Origin of the sequence: Sideroxydans sp. CL21, from assembly GCF_902459525.1 — a bacterium.
Lineage (GTDB): Bacteria > Pseudomonadota > Gammaproteobacteria > Burkholderiales > Gallionellaceae > Sideroxyarcus.
The window spans coordinates 2,488,086-2,503,760 of sequence record NZ_LR699166.1 but is presented as its reverse complement, the minus strand read 5'-3'; the positions used below and the strand labels follow the sequence as shown (position 1 = coordinate 2,503,760).

Annotated in this window: 15 protein-coding genes and 1 tRNA gene; 8 read left to right on the top strand and 8 right to left on the bottom strand. The window is 48.8% G+C overall.

The window, feature by feature from the left end; translation table 11 throughout:
* Positions 1-388 precede the first annotated feature (388 nt).
* Positions 389-1,024 carry a DUF2971 domain-containing protein gene (locus QOY30_RS11610; RefSeq protein ID WP_283744783.1) on the bottom strand — a complete coding sequence of 212 codons (636 nt, stop codon included), beginning with the start codon at positions 1,022-1,024 and terminating at the stop codon, positions 389-391.
* 126 nt (positions 1,025-1,150) lie between these two features.
* A complete protein-coding gene (locus tag QOY30_RS11605; protein WP_283744782.1) occupies positions 1,151-2,275 on the bottom strand; it encodes a TIR domain-containing protein in 1,125 nt (374 codons plus the stop codon).
* Between the two features lie 193 nt (positions 2,276-2,468).
* On the opposite strand from QOY30_RS11605, the gene QOY30_RS11600 reads away from it, so the two are divergent.
* From QOY30_RS11600 to QOY30_RS11585, 4 genes are all read left to right on the top strand, one after another.
* Positions 2,469-3,278 carry a hypothetical protein gene (locus QOY30_RS11600; protein ID WP_283744781.1) on the top strand — a complete coding sequence of 270 codons (810 nt, stop codon included), beginning with the start codon at positions 2,469-2,471 and terminating at the stop codon, positions 3,276-3,278.
* A 388-nt stretch (positions 3,279-3,666) separates the two neighbouring features.
* On the top strand, positions 3,667-4,950 hold the full coding sequence (locus QOY30_RS11595) for an AAA family ATPase (RefSeq protein ID WP_283744780.1): 1,284 nt from the start codon (positions 3,667-3,669) through the stop codon (positions 4,948-4,950).
* The gene (locus QOY30_RS11590; protein WP_283744779.1) at positions 4,947-5,528 is read left to right on the top strand and encodes an HNH endonuclease signature motif containing protein; all 582 of its coding nucleotides are present in this window, start codon (positions 4,947-4,949) and stop codon (positions 5,526-5,528) included. Before QOY30_RS11595 ends, QOY30_RS11590 begins: the two co-directional genes overlap by 4 nt.
* Positions 5,529-5,552: 24 nt before the next feature.
* A complete protein-coding gene (locus QOY30_RS11585; RefSeq protein ID WP_283744778.1) occupies positions 5,553-5,804 on the top strand; it encodes a hypothetical protein in 252 nt (83 codons plus the stop codon).
* A gap of 722 nt (positions 5,805-6,526) precedes the next feature.
* On the opposite strand, the gene pstB is transcribed toward QOY30_RS11585, so the two are convergent.
* From pstB to pstS, 4 genes are all read right to left on the bottom strand, one after another.
* Positions 6,527-7,303: a phosphate ABC transporter ATP-binding protein PstB gene (gene pstB, locus QOY30_RS11580; protein ID WP_502958712.1), complete on the bottom strand. Its 777-nt coding sequence runs from the start codon at positions 7,301-7,303 to the stop codon at positions 6,527-6,529.
* Between the two features lie 11 nt (positions 7,304-7,314).
* Positions 7,315-8,160 carry a phosphate ABC transporter permease PstA gene (gene pstA, locus QOY30_RS11575; protein ID WP_283744776.1) on the bottom strand — a complete coding sequence of 282 codons (846 nt, stop codon included), beginning with the start codon at positions 8,158-8,160 and terminating at the stop codon, positions 7,315-7,317.
* A gap of 1 nt (position 8,161) precedes the next feature.
* On the bottom strand, positions 8,162-9,124 hold the full coding sequence (gene pstC, locus QOY30_RS11570; protein ID WP_283744775.1) for a phosphate ABC transporter permease subunit PstC: 963 nt from the start codon (positions 9,122-9,124) through the stop codon (positions 8,162-8,164).
* A 74-nt stretch (positions 9,125-9,198) separates the two neighbouring features.
* Positions 9,199-10,245, bottom strand: a complete 1,047-nt coding sequence (gene pstS, locus QOY30_RS11565) for a phosphate ABC transporter substrate-binding protein PstS (RefSeq protein WP_283744774.1) — start codon at positions 10,243-10,245, stop codon at positions 9,199-9,201.
* A 228-nt stretch (positions 10,246-10,473) separates the two neighbouring features.
* Here pstS and tpiA point away from each other — a divergent pair, with 228 nt between their 5' ends.
* The 4 genes from tpiA to QOY30_RS11545 all read left to right on the top strand — a co-directional run bounded on the left by tpiA (position 10,474) and on the right by QOY30_RS11545 (position 13,451).
* Positions 10,474-11,226, top strand: a complete 753-nt coding sequence (gene tpiA / locus QOY30_RS11560) for a triose-phosphate isomerase (protein WP_283744773.1) — start codon at positions 10,474-10,476, stop codon at positions 11,224-11,226.
* A gap of 30 nt (positions 11,227-11,256) precedes the next feature.
* Entirely contained in the window at positions 11,257-11,604 is a 348-nt protein-coding gene (gene secG, locus QOY30_RS11555) for a preprotein translocase subunit SecG (protein WP_283744772.1), read from the top strand.
* Between the two features lie 19 nt (positions 11,605-11,623).
* Positions 11,624-11,710, top strand: a tRNA-Leu gene (locus QOY30_RS11550).
* A 532-nt stretch (positions 11,711-12,242) separates the two neighbouring features.
* Positions 12,243-13,451 carry a tyrosine-type recombinase/integrase gene (locus tag QOY30_RS11545; protein WP_283744771.1) on the top strand — a complete coding sequence of 403 codons (1,209 nt, stop codon included), beginning with the start codon at positions 12,243-12,245 and terminating at the stop codon, positions 13,449-13,451.
* Between the two features lie 565 nt (positions 13,452-14,016).
* Here the strand turns inward: QOY30_RS11545 and QOY30_RS11540 are convergent.
* Both QOY30_RS11540 and QOY30_RS11535 read right to left on the bottom strand, forming a co-directional pair.
* On the bottom strand, positions 14,017-14,337 hold the full coding sequence (locus tag QOY30_RS11540) for a hypothetical protein (protein ID WP_283744770.1): 321 nt from the start codon (positions 14,335-14,337) through the stop codon (positions 14,017-14,019).
* A gap of 10 nt (positions 14,338-14,347) precedes the next feature.
* The gene (locus QOY30_RS11535) at positions 14,348-15,604 is read right to left on the bottom strand and encodes a magnesium transporter MgtE N-terminal domain-containing protein (protein ID WP_283744769.1); all 1,257 of its coding nucleotides are present in this window, start codon (positions 15,602-15,604) and stop codon (positions 14,348-14,350) included.
* Positions 15,605-15,675 lie beyond the last annotated feature (71 nt).

Genomic DNA, 15,675 nt, shown 5'->3' with positions numbered 1-15,675 from the left:
CAAGCGGGGCTGCGCAACTCGCCCTGGTGGGGTACAAAAAACGTACCCAGCCGCGGAACTCAAACAGTGCTCGCATAAACCTCCGCTTGTTTGCGAACTATCGAGGCGGCGCACAGGGGAAAGAAAAGCGAAGATCAAAACCGTATGGTGAGCAATAAGTTGCTCACCATAGTCAATCAATTCGACTCCATTACATTGGAGTCGTGCCTAGCTGCCGTCACCTCGGATGATACGCAAGGGCGGCTTTGGCTGACTTCCAGGCCGTCTTCAATTCGGCCATAGCGGCCAAATCAGAGTGCTCTGAAATTTGACTGCTTAGCTGATCAGAGCGGACATCAACTGAGGTAAGGGGCTGCGCGCTTTTGCACAGTCTCGCTTGAGGGTAGGTCTAGGTTGCTTTTGCTGCAATGGATTTCCATTCTTCATTGGCAATGAGAGTTGATTTGGAAACCTTGAGTTTTTTGCAACCATCTACTGCGCGAATTGCTGTGGTTGTTGTTTGAGCAAGGCTCTTATGAAGCCAAGGACTCAGCGAGATGCTACGAATGCAACTGAGATCAATAGGGATGTTGATACTAGGAAGCTCTTCGGTAGCTGATTCGAAGACCGCACGAAACTCGCTTTCAGGCTTGAAAGCGGCACGCTTAATAAATGGGAGTTCGTTGGTACGAAAGCTGCGTTTTCTTGCGTTGACGAGTGTAAGGTATTCGACATCTTGTGTTTTGACTTTATGGAGCTTGAATGAAGCAAGCAGAGGTGCGCGATTGAACACAATACACACGCCAGAAGGGCCAGGGGAAAACACGCGCCAGTGATGGTATGTTTCCGCCGTTTGAGAAAAGCAGAGCGCCAAAACGGACTTGAGTTTTTTCTTTTCCTTGTACTGCGACAAGTAGTGGGAATCGTTACTGTCATCCCACGATTTTGGATCAAGAAGTGTGATTTTTTGTTCGTGAAGCAAATATAGCAGCGCTGGTAGGTCAGTGTACCTGCGGAGGTAACTCGTGGGTTTTGTTGTCGCCATGTGTAATAGCCTTTAGAAGTTGAGACAGGTTTAAAGCAACCTAACGCAAAGGCAACTGGCGCGTTGCGGAAGCAGGCCGCAAGGCGTCCGTGTTGACCACGATATTATGTGAGAGCCGCGAGTTCTTCATTCGATCAATCCCTCGCGCTCCAACACACGTCTGATTTCCTCAAACACCGCAGAGATATTGCCGCACGGAAAGCGAATTTGCCCTAATCCCTGAATATTGCTGAACTCCTGGCACCCTTCTTCGAGAAGCACAATAGCCTTTGTAAATCCCAGCCGCCCCTGAAACAAACCTGCCTCGTGCACCACGTTCAATCTGGCTTGAAGAGCGCCGTCGGCCATCTCGTCTTCCGCAGTCATGACGAGGAAAGCAACAGCGGCGGCGTCCAGCATTTCCGACAGCCGAGCTATGTTGGTAATTCCCGCGATCGGCACCCGGTTGAATTCGTCCCAAGGTAACTTAAGCCTGTCCTGGACAAAATCCTTCAAGTCACGCCAGACATGGGATTGACCATGTCCGATGAAAACATTCGTCCCGATTCGTTCTGCCACTTTGCGTTTTCGCGATTTACGTTCCAGATGAGAGGCTGCCTTTGCGGCTATCTCTGCTGCGGCGCTGCAAATGCCGAAGGATTGCCGAATTGACTGAACGTCGGCAAGGACAACTATGTGCGGGGGTATCTTTGTTCCTTGCCCCAATACAACCGTGTCCCTCGTCATTATTTGTCCCTTTGGAGCTTTTATTTGGGCAATTTCGAAAGGGGACATGGGAAGCAGCTTGTTCAACTGCGCTATCAAGTCCTCTAGAAAGGAATCGTCGCGATCATCCAACTCGCTCTGGAGAATGGAAACGAGTTCGGACTTGGAAAACTCAAACACTTCCGCGGCCTTCTCAGCTTTCGAGCGCGCATCCGTCAAGTCTGGATCTCCGGCCTTGCGTCGGATGTGCTCCTTAACGACTTCGGGGTCGCACTCGCACCAATCTCCCCGTGACCCATGACTGGACATGTAAGTATCCATGAGGCCCCATTCTTGGCTGAAATGCGCGCCCGGAGGTGGTGGTGAGAAATTGGCGTAGTAGACGCGAGAGTGATAGCCCTGCCAAGACCCGGAAAATGACCTTCCGACCGCATTCGCTGCATCTTCCAAGGCCGCCAACATATCTCTGATGTCGCCGCTCTCACCGGAAGCTGAGGCTGCCTTCAATTTCTTGGAAAGAGTGAATAATTCTTCATGCGGAGTCAAACTGTGTCCTCCATTAATTGCACACCACAGAACAGCTATTATACGGGCTGGCCAGTCCGCAGAATAATTAACGGCAATAGCGGACGCAACCAACGTTATGTAAGGTTTGCTATGTATGAATAGTCGAAGAATTTCAGGTCACCGAGAAATGCCAGCTATGGCTGACATATAGACTACAGAAGGGTGGATTTTCATGACATGGGTAATCGGATCTTCATTTGTGCTGGGCGGCTACGGAATAATGGTTTCTGACATTCAAGTCACCGTCGAAAACAGACGGTTTGATATATTGCGAAAGGCTTATCCCGTCGGGCCTTCATTAGTTGGGGGGTTTGCCGGCTCTGTTCAAATCGGCTTCGCGTTACTCAGAAGCATTAGCGAATTTCTACGCCTTCCGCATGGCGCTCCCCCGAATTCAGCATGGCATCCACCTTATGTTGCCGAAAACTGGGCACCGATCGCAAAGAGCGTATTCGAGTCGTTTTCGCCTGAGCTGCAGGAGCATGGATCGCAATTCATTATTGTTGGCCCCGATCCGGCCGAGGACGTAATACCAGGCAGGGCAATGATTTATGTCTGCAAGTTTTCCTGGCCAACATTTGAACCGCAAGTCTTTCGAGGCGGCAATACTGCAGTCAGTATAGGTAGTGGGTCCATGGTAGGAACCTATGCCGAAGGCATAACTCATGCAATGGGAATAAACAGCGGACTCATGCAAGCAGAGGTCGGAAACACGGGTGGGTGGGGCTCAGCTATGAACATAGTGATATCCCAAATAATTGAAGATCATCCGGTAGAAGGCATTTCATCCCATATACATTTACACCGCATTGAGCGTGACCGCTTCTGGTTGCATAACAATGACAGAACGATTTTCCCGCGGCAAGACTTCCCAGACGAGGAACCAACTATTATAAGAATGCCACCGGTAGCGCAAAGTCTTGATGAATTGTCGCGAATGCTGAATAACCTTGAAGCTGACGCCTCTAAGGCCTGCTGCTAAATTCCATGTCTGCACCGAAATGGCCGCTTTTGAAGGGTGAACCGTCTTTGGAAGCTGCGATCGCAAATGTCCGCAATGGCCGATGACTGGACCTCGGCCTAAGTCGCCGCTTCGGTTGCCTGGATCTTCGTCTGCTGTTGTATCAATTGCGGAAGTTCTAGTCTCTTTGGGCGAGCCATACAAAGGGCTCAATTAAATCGCCTGCGATCAGTTATCAGCAGCTGAGCTGCGACTGGCATCTCGTCTCCAAGTCATAAGCGGCCCAAAGGACTCATGAGCCGTCTTCTTCAGAAGCGGTATATATTGTTTCTTATGGAAGCCAAGGAGAAATACTGATAGATTCCTAATACTACATTATTTAAGCCCCCCAAAGCTTTATGAACGGGGGATGGTAATTTCGATTTTCCACATCATTTGGGTTGCTAAAACAATGCACTTTAAAAATATCGAGATTAGTAAGTGGCAACAATTCGAAAAGATTTCCATTCATTTTCATGATCGCCTCACGATATTAACTGGTGCGAACGGATGCGGCAAAACAACTATTTTGAATATCTTGGCAAAACATTTTGGTTGGGAGCAGCCTCTCCTTGCCACACCTCGAGCAGAAAAACTCACTGGCGTTATTAAGTATGTGCAGCGCTTCTTTATGGGGGAAGACACAAATAAGGAGAGTGTCATAGGCAGAATTCTGTACTCAAATGATCACAGCGCACCTCTAACAATCCCGCAAAATGACGCAGCAACATATTCAATACAAATATCTGGTCAACAAGGAGTCAAGTGTTTTTTCATACCATCACACCGATCAGTATTTCGATACCAACAAGTTACGAGTATTCCAACGATAAAGAAAGATCGCACAAACGCATTCCATGAGGTATCCAACACAAATCGGAATAGATATTTTGGCAGCAATGACCAGCCAAGTAGCTTTTACATAAAAAATACGCTCATTGGTTGGATGATTCACGGATATGGTGTTAAGCGAGGTGGCGTTGATGTTATGCCCCCAGATGCTGAACAGGTGCGACATTTTGAGGGGTTTGAGCAAGTATTAAGGAAAATACTACCGACTACGCTAGGCTTTCAAAAAATTGAAATCAGAAATATGGAGATCGTTTTCGTATGTAACAACAGCAACGACCAATTTATTCTTGAAACCTGTTCTGGTGGAATAAGTTCACTAATAGATATTGCATGGCAAATCTATATGTTCTCGACCAAAGAAAATGGCGAATTTACTGTCCTGATTGACGAGATAGAAAATCATTTACACCCGTCTCTTCAACGTCGCCTGCTACAAGATCTTATTGATGCATTCCCTAGCGCTAGATTTATTGTGTCAACCCATAGCCCACTAATTGTTGGCTCTGTTAAAGGTTCTGCTGTCTATGCGCTTAAACACAATGCTGTCGGTAAGATAGAATCAGTTGGACTTGATTTTCAAGGAGAGCCTAAAACTGCCACTGAGATATTAGATGAAGTCTTGGGCGTATCGTTCACGATGCCTGTGTGGGTAGAAGAGCATTTGCGTAAAATAACGAATGAATACGCATCCAAGCCTATCACGGAAAACTATTTCGAAGACCTTCGCAGGGACCTCAAAGCTATTGGTATGGAAAAATTACTTCTGACCAGTATGTCGACGCTTTTGGAATCACGTAAATGATTAAACTATCAAGACCAGCTTGCCCTAATCCTGCGGCATTGGCGGCAGGTAACTATAAACACTCAGACAATAAATTGGCCTTGAAAAATGCATCCAGTGACAAGTGCATGTACTGCGAAAGCAAGATAACGCACATTGACTTCGGTGATGTTGAGCACATCAAGCCTAAAGCCGACGACAAATTTCCAGAACTAGCATATGAATGGTCAAATCTTGGGCTTGTATGCGGAAAATGCAACAATATAAAGACTGACAAATTTTTCCCGGATGCTCCATTCATAGATCCCTACGCGGAGGATCCAAAGGATCACTTGATGGCATTAGGAGCGGTGGTTGTACAACGGAATGGAAGCGCTCGGGGTGAGATTACAATACAAGAAATTGACCTGAATCGCCCCGAATTGCTTGAGAGAAGATATACACGCGTAAAAGAGGTTCTCGTGGCTCTAAATGCGGCATACAGAACCCATGTCGATGTTCTTAAAGTTGCGGCCTTGGCTCAGATCAATCTTGAAGCGGGACCAGACAAGGAATATTCCATGATTGTTAAGGCACTTCTAAAAGCAAATGCCGACTAGAACAATATCCAAGACGGGGCGACTATGATTTCCAAGGAAGAAGCTCTAAAAATAACAACCGACGAAAAAATGCGGCAAGCCGACCCACGCCTACTCCGACTCAATCCTTTTCTTGAAGAGGCTGAGAAGAAAATTCGCGACGCGGCTGAACATGGAAAAAACAACGCAGGATGGACGGTCGGTACTGAAGAATTTGTGGAAGACATTCTTCGTATTCTACGCGCGCAGGGATTTACCGTATCCTGCGATAAATTCCATATTACTGTTAAATGGTGATAGTTTACCCTTCACAATATCTGAATATTAGTTGGCATGAGCCACTGCCCAGATTTGCATCTTTGGTCGCACCCGGAGAGATTATAACTTCCGCTATAGCTTTAGAAGCGGACCCAAAATTGGGATAATCAGAACGACCGCTATGGCCGAAAAGGAGGCGGTCGGAGGATACGGCCTTAACTTCCAATTCAGGTCTATCGCCGAAACACCGCCCCAACTAAAGCTAGCGCCCAAAGTTAGCTTACACCGGACAGCGGTCATCACTACACGTTGTGTATAGGAAGCATTTCTGTAATCGGGCTTTAAATCGATTTTTGGATGCAACTGCCTCGTTGAAAAATAATATGGGTCTTAAAGAGATTTTGCGAGTGTCGAAGCTTTAAAGACAATCTGATTTTGGTTCTTTTTCCATAGTTGGTGCCCTTGGAAGAGATTCAAGCGTGTACCTGTTATGAGCTAATCGAAACTAGGTTTACGAAACTTATTGCTTCCTGTAGCTCCCTATAAAACAGCGCTGGTGTTGTAAGGAGCTGATTATATTAAATGCACATCAAACGCCATTACCCCGACGGTGTTGGTTTTGAATTAGAAAACCAGAGGGCTTCGTCCATCCTTTGATACACCGGCTGCGCGCGGCACCGATGTGAATACTAGCCATTCGACCTGGCTGCCAAAAGACACCAGCAAAGTTGCTGGTTATCAGGACAAATGGAATGGAATGATTAGCCGAAACGCCCAGTAATATAATCTTCCGTCTCTTTCCGTTTGGGATTGGTAAATACCGTACTGGTATCCCCAAACTCGATGAGATCTCCCAGATACATATAAGCCGTAAAGTCCGAAACGCGAGCGGCCTGTTGCATGTTGTGGGTGACGATGACGATGGTGAAGTCTTTCTTCAGTTCATCGATCAACTTCTCGATGTGCGCGGTAGAGATCGGGTCGAGCGCCGAGGTGGGTTCGTCCAGCAGCAACACTTGCGGTTTGACGGCGATGGCGCGGGCGATGCACAGGCGCTGTTGCTGGCCGCCGGAGAGACCGGTGCCGCTCTGGTTCAGCTTGTCTTTGACTTCATTCCACAGTGCGGCTTTTTTCAACGCCCATTCCACGCGGTCATCCATTTCGTGGCTGCTGAGTCTCTCATACAGCTTCACGCCGAAGGTGATGTTGTCGTAGATGGACATCGGGAACGGGGTGGGTTTCTGGAACACCATGCCGATCTTGGCGCGCAGGGTGTTGAGGTCCTGCTTTTTGTCCAGCAGGTTCTCTCCATCCAGCAGTATTTCTCCTGTGGCGCGCTGCTTGGGATATAGCTCATACATCCGATTGAAAGTGCGCAGCAGGGTGGATTTGCCGCAGCCGGAGGGGCCGATGAAGGCGGTGACCATTTTTTCCGGAATGACCAGATTGATGTCTTTCAGCGCGCGATCGGCCCCGTAATAAAAGTTCAGGTCGCGCACGATCACTTTTGGCGCGGAGATGATTTGCTCGGCTGTCATTTCTTCGATCCTCATTGGGAATTCGCTTTCTGGCGGAACAATACCCGCGCCAGAATGTTCAGGGTGAGTACGCTCAGGGTGATGATCAATGCACCGGCCCAGGCGAGTTTTTGCCAGTCTTCGTATGGGCTCATCGCGAATTGGAAGATGACCACAGGCAGATTGGATAATGGCTTGTTCATGTCGCTAGACCAGAACTGGTTGTTGAGCGCGGTGAACAACAGTGGTGCCGTTTCGCCGCTGATGCGCGCGACGGCAAGCAGTATGCCGGTCAATATTCCGGCGCGTGCGGCACGCAGGGTGACGAAGCTGATCACTTTCCATTGTGGTGCGCCCAGTGCCGCCGCCGCTTCGCGCAGGCTGTTGGGGACGAGGCGCAGCATGTTCTCGGTAGTACGAAGGACAACCGGAATAACCAGAATGGCGAGCGCGAATGCACCACCCCAGCCGGCGAAATGCCCGACCTTGGCAACATAGACCGCATACACAAAGATGCCGATGACAATGGAGGGTGCGGATAGCAGGATGTCGTTGATGAAGCGGGTGAGTGGAGCGAGCCAGCCGCGCTGGCCGAATTCTGCAAGGTAGGTGCCGGCAAGAATGCCTATCGGGGTGCCTATCAGGACTCCGACAGTGACCATCATGAGGCTGCCGACGATGGCGTTTATCAGTCCGCCATTGCTGCCCGGTGGCGGCGTGCTCTGCGTGAATACATGCAGGCTGAGGCCGGGCAAACCATTTACCAGCAGCGTCCACAATATCCAGCCCAGCCAGAACAGCCCGAACAGCATGGTGAACACCGAAATGCTCAGGCTGACCATGTTGATTAAGCGACGACGGGCGTATAGATACGACATGTCAGGCTCCGTGTCCTTCGCGTTGCGCCATCTTGACCAGCAGGAGGCGAGCGAGCGAAAGGACGATAAATGTAATGAAGAACAGGATCAGACCGAGCTCGATGAGGGAAGAGGTATATAGTGTTCCCACGGCTTCGTTGAATTCGTTGGCCAGGGCCGATGCGATGCTATTGCCCGGCATGAACAAGGATTTGTTCAGCTGGTTTGCGTTGCCGATGACGAAAGTGACGGCCATCGTTTCGCCCAGCGCACGTCCGAGGCCGAGCATGATGCCGCCAACCACACCTATCCTGGTATATGGCAGCACCACATTCCACATTACTTCCCATGTCGTTGAGCCCAGACCATAGGCGGATTCCTTGAGCATGGCGGGTACGACATCAAACACGTCGCGCATCACCGAAGCGATAAAAGGGATAACCATGATTGCCAGAATGATGCCGGCAGTGAGCATGCCGATGCCCATGGGCGGGCCGGAGAAAAATGGCCCGATAAAAGGCATTTTTCCGATATGGTTGTTGATCCACGGTTCAACGTAATCGCCAAACAAAGGGGCAAAGACAAACAGTCCCCACATGCCGTAGATGATGCTGGGAATGCCGGCCAGCAATTCGACAGCGATGCCCAGCGGACGGCGCAGCCAGTTTGGCGAGAGTTCAGTCAAAAAGATGGCAATGCCGAAACTGACAGGGATAGCGATCAACAGCGCGATGCCCGAAGTAACCAGAGTACCGACGATGGGAATCAGGGCCCCATATTCGTCTTTGACCGGGTCCCACACGGAACTGGTCAGAAATCCAAAGCCAAAGGCGTGAATGGCAGGCATGCTGCCCACGACCAGCGAAGCGATGATCGCTGCAAGCAGGGCCAATACGGCGAATGCTGCGAGACGTGTCAGATTGCGGAACAACATGTCTTGCACGACTTGTTGTTTAAGGCGCGCTTCTTGTAGGAACGTCGGCATAATTCGATTTTCAGGAGTTTGAAAAATTGCGGGGGCGTTTAGAGCCCCCGCAATTATAACTTAGAACGTATTGCTTACTTCCACAGTGCTTTGCCTGAAGCATCCTTGATTTGAGCTTTCCATGCATCGCGGATCATCTTTTTCAGATTGGCCGGGAGCGGTACGTAGTCCAGATCCGAAGCCAGCTTGTCGCCGTTGGTAAATGCCCAATCGAAGAACTTCAGCACTTCCTTGGCATTGTCTGCTTTTTCCGCAGTCTTGTAGACGAGGATGAAGGTGGCGCCAGTGATGGGCCAGCTGTCCTTGCCCGGTTCGTTGGTCAGGATTTCATAGAAACCTTTGTTGGCATCCCACTTTGCATTGGCTGCAGCGGCTTTGAAGCTGCTGTCGTCGGGTTTGACAAACTGGCCATCGCGGTTCTTCATTTGCGTAAAGGCCATCTTGTTTTGCAGGGCGTAGGCGTATTCCACATAACCGATGGAATTCTTGATGCGCTGGACGTAAGAAGCGACGCCTTCGTTGCCCTTGCCGCCGGTACCAACAGGCCATGCCACAGCTTTATCCGCACCTATGCTTTTATTCCAGTCTGCACTGACTTGCGAAAGGTAAGTGGTGAAGATGAAAGTGGTGCCGGAACCATCGGCACGGTGTACCACGGTGATGTCCTCATTCGGCAAGGCAATACCTGCGTTATCTGCTGCAATGCGCGGATCACTCCATTTTGTGATCTTGCCCTGGAAGATATCGGCCAATACTTTACCGTCCAGTTTCAGCTTGCCTGCCTCGATACCATTGATGTTGACGACTGGCACCACGCCACCCATCACGGCGGGGAACTGGGTCAAACCGGAAGCAGCCAATTCAGTTTCATTTAACGGCGCATCGGTTGCGCCAAAGTCCACTGTCTTGGCTTGGATCTGCTTGATGCCGCCACCGGAACCGATAGACTGATAGTTCATGCCCACGTCGGTTTGAGCCTTGTAGGCTTCAGCCCATTTGGCGTAGATCGGGTAGGGGAAAGTGGCGCCCGCGCCAGTGATGTCGCCAGCGTAAGCCGCACCAGCAGACAGCAATGCAGCGGACAGCCCGATGCTGCTTAGAAGACGGTTCAGTTTGCTCATTTCAGTTTTTCTCCCAATTATAAGGATTACTCGTTGCGCTTGTTGTTTGTAGCGGGATGCATCTTAAGGTGAGTTTGTTACACAATTATTACACAGTGTAACAATCAGCGAGGGGTTGATGCTGGAGGAGGATATGCGGGTTTTGGCGGTTGGGATGCGCTTGGATTGACCATTTTTGTTTTCATCGGTACTATCGCCGCCTTCAGTCAAAGGCGGAAATTGATCCTGATGCGTCGTAAACTGGTTGTTGGAAATTGGAAAATGCATGGGTCACTGGCTCAGAACGAGTCGCTGCTGTCCGCCATCAAGAGCGGTGCCGTACAATTGTCACGTGTGGATATTGCGGTCTGCGCTCCTTTCCCCTATCTGGCGCAACTTAAGCAGGAATTGGCTGCTTCGGCGGTGAAGTGGGGTGCGCAAGATGTGCACCAACTCGAAAAGGGCGCATTTACCGGCGAAGTGTCCGCTTCCATGCTCGCGGATTTTGGATGCACTTATGTAATAGTAGGGCATTCAGAGCGACGCAACATTTACGGCGAGACTAGTCGACTGGTGGCGGAAAAGTTCGCGGCAGCGCAAAGCGCAGGCCTGATTCCCATACTTTGCATGGGCGAAACACTGGAACAGCGCGAGGGTGGCGAGACAGAATCAGTTGTCGCTGAACAGTTGGATGCGGTGATTGCATTGGTCGGAGTGCAGGCTTTTGGCAAGGCGGTTGTAGCGTACGAGCCGGTGTGGGCGATTGGTACCGGAAAGACGGCATCGCAGGAACAAGCGCAGGCTGTGCATGCCTTCATTCGTCAGCGTGTTGCCGGACATGATGCGCATGTGGCTGAAGGATTGGTTATACTGTACGGCGGTAGCGTCAAGGCGGCTAATGCGCCGGCGTTGTTTGCCATGGCAGATATAGATGGCGGATTGATCGGTGGAGCAGCATTGGTCGCCGAAGAGTTTTTGGGGATCTGCCGCGCAGGTCAGTAGGTAAGTGATTGATTCGTTTCGGAGTGGTTTGTGGAAAATTTAGTTTGGGTAGTGCATGTGATAACCGCAGTTGTGTTGATCGGTTTGGTATTGATCCAGCACGGCAAGGGGGCGGATATGGGAGCGGCGTTCGGCTCCGGGTCCGCAGGGAGTTTGTTCGGGTCTAGTGGTTCAGCCAATTTTCTGAGTCGTAGCACGGCGATAGCGGCGACGATATTCTTCATCACCAGTCTTTCGTTGACTTATATATATTCGCGTCCTTCCAAAGAGCAGAGCGTGCTGGATAAAGTTGACGTGCAAAAGCTGCAGCAGCAGTCTATGCCTGCGTCGGCAGCTGCTGAAACAAGCGATTCAAAATCGCAACAAATACCAAAATAATAAAAATAATAAGCAACATGCGGAGTTGGCGGAATTGGTAGACGCGCAGCCTTGAGGTGGCTGTGTCCGTAAGGACGTGAGGGTTCGAGTCCCTTGCCCCGCACCATAATTTGTAAGTATTTGATTATAAAGAGATTTAAAAGTCTCTGGAAAATGCGTGTCAACGATATCAGTAAATATTACTATATCAAAAAAATCAAATAATATCAGTTAGTTAATGTAATTTTTATTTCTTCTTATCTGGCATCGTTTGTCTCCAGCCAGACGCTTTATGGTAACACTGATGGTAGTACGATCAGCCGTGTTACCATAAAAGTACAAAAAACAATAAATCCATAAAAGTTATTGATTGCAAGCCATTTTTATCAGGCATGCACTATTCATTTTTATAAAAATAAATCCCATTGCGTAATCGTGCAAAAGTGGAACCATAAGACGAATGCGCAATCCGTACGTCCGGTGTTGTGAGAGGGCGGCGGGGGTGACCCGTCTCCTACTCGATCTATGGAAAGTTTGTAATAAATATAATCAATAAGTTGCGTTGACATAAAATGACTTGAGTTGTCACCTCCAGAATTGACATGCCAATGGTTTTTTTGCAACACTGATGGTAATAGGTTAATCCGTATTACCAAAAAATGCCCAAAATTATTCCCATTTTGTCAGACGTCAAGATTCGAAACGCATCACCCAAGGTTGCCGCAGATGGGAAAGTCACGTCAAAAGCGCTCTTTGATGGAAAAGTGACCGGACTGCATTTATTGGTTCAGCCAAACGGAGCGAAACTTTGGCGGATGAAATATTTGTTCAATGGCAAAGATACCCGGGCAGCATTACCAGGTGCTTCTCCATACCCCAAAACAACTCTGGGTGAGGCGAGAGAAATTGCCGCAAGAATGGCTGCCAAGATTCGCCAAGGTATAAATCCAGTGTCTCCTGAGGTCGTACCTGAGGTTAATACCTTCAAAATGGTTGCTGAGAATTTCGTTTCATGGAAAAAGTCTGTGATTGCTGAAGCGACTGTCAAGAAATATCTGGAGTGCCTTAAGAACGATCTTTACCCCGCTCTTGGGCATCGAGACATCAAAGACATTCACGCTCCCGAGGTCGTTCCGCTCCTGCGCAAGATTGATAAGCGATCAAACAGCTTGGCGAAGAAGTGCATGGATCTTGTCACCATGATCATCAGATATGCGATCCAAGGTGGTAAGCGTCCGCCGTACACGATGATCGATATGCAGGGCGTGCTTCACAAGGTTGCTCCAAAACCAAAGCAGATCCCGGACAGCATACAAGCCTCTTTCCAATCTATTGAAACCTACGAAAAGTTTATCATGCGCTCGGCGATGAAGCTTCAATTCCTTGTCTGGCTACGTGGCTCTGAGACCATGGGTGCGCGATGGGATGAGTTCGATTTTGAAAAAAAAGAATGGGAAGTTCCGGCAGTACGAATGAAAATGAAAAGGTTGCATATCGTTCCGTTGGCAAGCCAGGCAATCGAGCTCCTTATAGAGCTGAAGGAAGTGACTGGAAACACTCCATGGCTGTTTCCATCAAACCAGAGAGAAGATGCATTCTGTCGCGATGCACTCTCTTTAGCCTTTCGCGTACACAAGTTAGGTATCGTGCCCCACGGTGTACGTACGGTCGCATCAACATGGCTAAAAGACAAGGGCAAGTTCCCGCCCCATATCATCGAAGTGCAACTTAGTCATATCGAAAAAGACAAGATCGAAGCCGCTTACCTCGATAAACCTCATTTGATGTATCTCGAAGAACGACACAAAGCCATGCAACTTTGGGCTGATTATCTACATTTTGAGTCAAAAGAACCAAAGAGTGCATAACTGATCGCACATGCTATCAATTAAAACCCGCATCCAGCATCCACGGGACTTGCTGAAAAAGATACCTGTTTGGGCTGCAGGGATGTCCGGTTCACCACCGAAAGCCGTCATATAAATTCAGTGCTTTGCGGGTGCTTGAAGGTCTCTTCCTAACCCAAACCGGAAATAGCGCTTAAAGAATTCGTTGCCGCAAAGCGGACATAGGCGAACTCACACATTCGACCCACTCCGGACCCTCAACGTGGAACCTCTGAGCGACTGCTCTACGCCATTAGGAAACGTTCAATTCGATGAAAATTTGTGAGCCTGAAGGTCCGTTGACCCAATGCAGTCAGTGACGCCCCTACTATCTGGTAGTGAATGTGCAATGCTGATATTCTCTTCTGCAACCGAACCCTTCCTAGGTCAGAAGCGACTTGATCTCATCATTGTGATGCTCGATGGCACAAATTCGCAGAACTCTTTGGCATTCTTCTGATACAGAGAACCGATTGATGCTGAATGGGCGGAGACTAATTTTGCATCTACAATTTGCGAGTAACTTTTCCAATCAAAGGCTCTTGTCTTAAGATGGTTTCGCGCATCTAACATGATGTCGAGGATGCATTTCATCTCGATTGATCCAAGCATCTACCCAACTAGCAATCTGTCGCAGGGTTAGATCCTTCAGATTTTGTGCTGGCATATCGATGTCTACTTCGTGGTGTTCTTCTTCAACTACGGACATATCAATTGTGTAGTTTTCTTCAATGAAAATTCGCAATTCTTCCAGATTGGAAGCATCCATTCCAACATATTGCAAAGGAATGTCCAATTCGATTTCTGTTAGCCGTATTCCAAATAGCTCGACAATCATAAGTTGAAGCTTTTCAAGCGTACTCGACATCACCTAGCTCCTAACTCAATCGTGGCTCTATACCGCGAATATCTCTAAAAGAAGTTACAGCCAATAGTTTGTCTTGATCGTCTGTGACAGGAATGGCACGAAAACTATAGCGGTCGAACATTTCTATCGCATCGCGTAATGTATCGTTGGGGTTCAAGCTGATGATGTTGTCGGTCATGATCTCGCCGATTGACTGGTCAGGTTCGGCGGCAATCAGTTCCCGCAAATCGACAACTCCCTTTAATCTGTCCAGCTCATCTGTGGCATACACATACATGATCACATCCATATCGCGAGCGATCTTCCGAAAGTCCGTCATTACCTCTTCGACCTGTGTAGTCTCAGGCATTTTTATGAATTTCTGTGTGGAGAATAGAAGGATATTTTCATCATGGTGGTCGATGATATTCTGCACCTTGGTGGCGCGATCCTTATCGATCAATTGAAGCAGTTCATCGGCTTCGGCCGAAGGTAGTGCTGCCAGAATGGCGGCTGCTTGCGCCGGACTCCTGGCATTGATCAATGTTGCCGCCTGGCGTTTACTCATCGCTCGGATCAGTTCTCGTAGAACCCTAGGCTCCACTTCTTCCAAAGTTTCGGAGGCTTGTTCCGGCTCAATCTCATTAAATACCGCAATGCGTTGATCACCATCCAACTCTTCGAGAATGTCTGCCAAATCGACCGGATGAATATCGCTGATATTTTCCTTGAGAATGCTGAGTTTGACATGACCTTTGAAAGCATCAATTCCCTCCGGCAACTGCTGGACATACAGCCAGGAGATCATCGTATCTTCTTTCCTTTGCTCGGATAACCAGTCAGCCAGCCATCCCAGACCCATCCTGCGTAATACACGTCGTCTGCTGATATCGACTTCGCTGACATACAACTTGCTTCCCTGAAAATCGAGGCTGATGTCATAGATAACCTCAACCTCGTGTTCGTCCATGTCAAGAATCTTCTTGTCGAGGATATGCGCGCGAAGCAGGATTGAGCCCTCAGGCGGCTCGCGTGTACACTCGATAAGGCCGCTAACGTCAAATACGATCTCAGTTTTTGAAATCAGCGTCAGCTTGTTCAGCGGCATTAACAATGAAGGATAGCCAAATGGCCGACTGACGACGAAATGACTAACTTCGGGAAGCTTGCCTGTTTCAATCATCACCATGTCTGTCAAACGTCCGATCTGCTCTAACGTTGATTTCAGATAGACCTTGCGTCCGATAATTTCACTCAGAAAGAATTTGTGCTCCAGTACAGCGGCCATTTGGTTATTCCTCAGTTCAGCATCAGGATAAATTTATAAAGGATTAAACCTACCAGGACAAAAAGGTAAAT

Excerpts from the sequence above, each read along its gene's own strand:
- QOY30_RS11610 (WP_283744783.1), bottom strand. The coding sequence starts at position 1,024 with ATGGCGACAACAAAACCCACGAGTTACCTCCGCAGGTACACTGACCTA.
- QOY30_RS11600 (WP_283744781.1), top strand. The coding sequence starts at position 2,469 with ATGACATGGGTAATCGGATCTTCATTTGTGCTGGGCGGCTACGGAATA.
- QOY30_RS11595 (WP_283744780.1), top strand. The coding sequence starts at position 3,667 with ATGGTAATTTCGATTTTCCACATCATTTGGGTTGCTAAAACAATGCAC.
- QOY30_RS11590 (WP_283744779.1), top strand. The coding sequence starts at position 4,947 with ATGATTAAACTATCAAGACCAGCTTGCCCTAATCCTGCGGCATTGGCG.
- QOY30_RS11585 (WP_283744778.1), top strand. The coding sequence starts at position 5,553 with ATGATTTCCAAGGAAGAAGCTCTAAAAATAACAACCGACGAAAAAATG.
- pstB (WP_502958712.1), bottom strand. The coding sequence starts at position 7,303 with ATGACAGCCGAGCAAATCATCTCCGCGCCAAAAGTGATCGTGCGCGAC.
- pstA (WP_283744776.1), bottom strand. The coding sequence starts at position 8,160 with ATGTCGTATCTATACGCCCGTCGTCGCTTAATCAACATGGTCAGCCTG.
- pstC (WP_283744775.1), bottom strand. The coding sequence starts at position 9,124 with ATGCCGACGTTCCTACAAGAAGCGCGCCTTAAACAACAAGTCGTGCAA.
- pstS (WP_283744774.1), bottom strand. The coding sequence starts at position 10,245 with ATGAGCAAACTGAACCGTCTTCTAAGCAGCATCGGGCTGTCCGCTGCA.
- tpiA (WP_283744773.1), top strand. The coding sequence starts at position 10,474 with ATGCGTCGTAAACTGGTTGTTGGAAATTGGAAAATGCATGGGTCACTG.
- QOY30_RS11545 (WP_283744771.1), top strand. The coding sequence starts at position 12,243 with ATGCCCAAAATTATTCCCATTTTGTCAGACGTCAAGATTCGAAACGCA.
- QOY30_RS11540 (WP_283744770.1), bottom strand. The coding sequence starts at position 14,337 with ATGTCGAGTACGCTTGAAAAGCTTCAACTTATGATTGTCGAGCTATTT.
- QOY30_RS11535 (WP_283744769.1), bottom strand. The coding sequence starts at position 15,604 with ATGGCCGCTGTACTGGAGCACAAATTCTTTCTGAGTGAAATTATCGGA.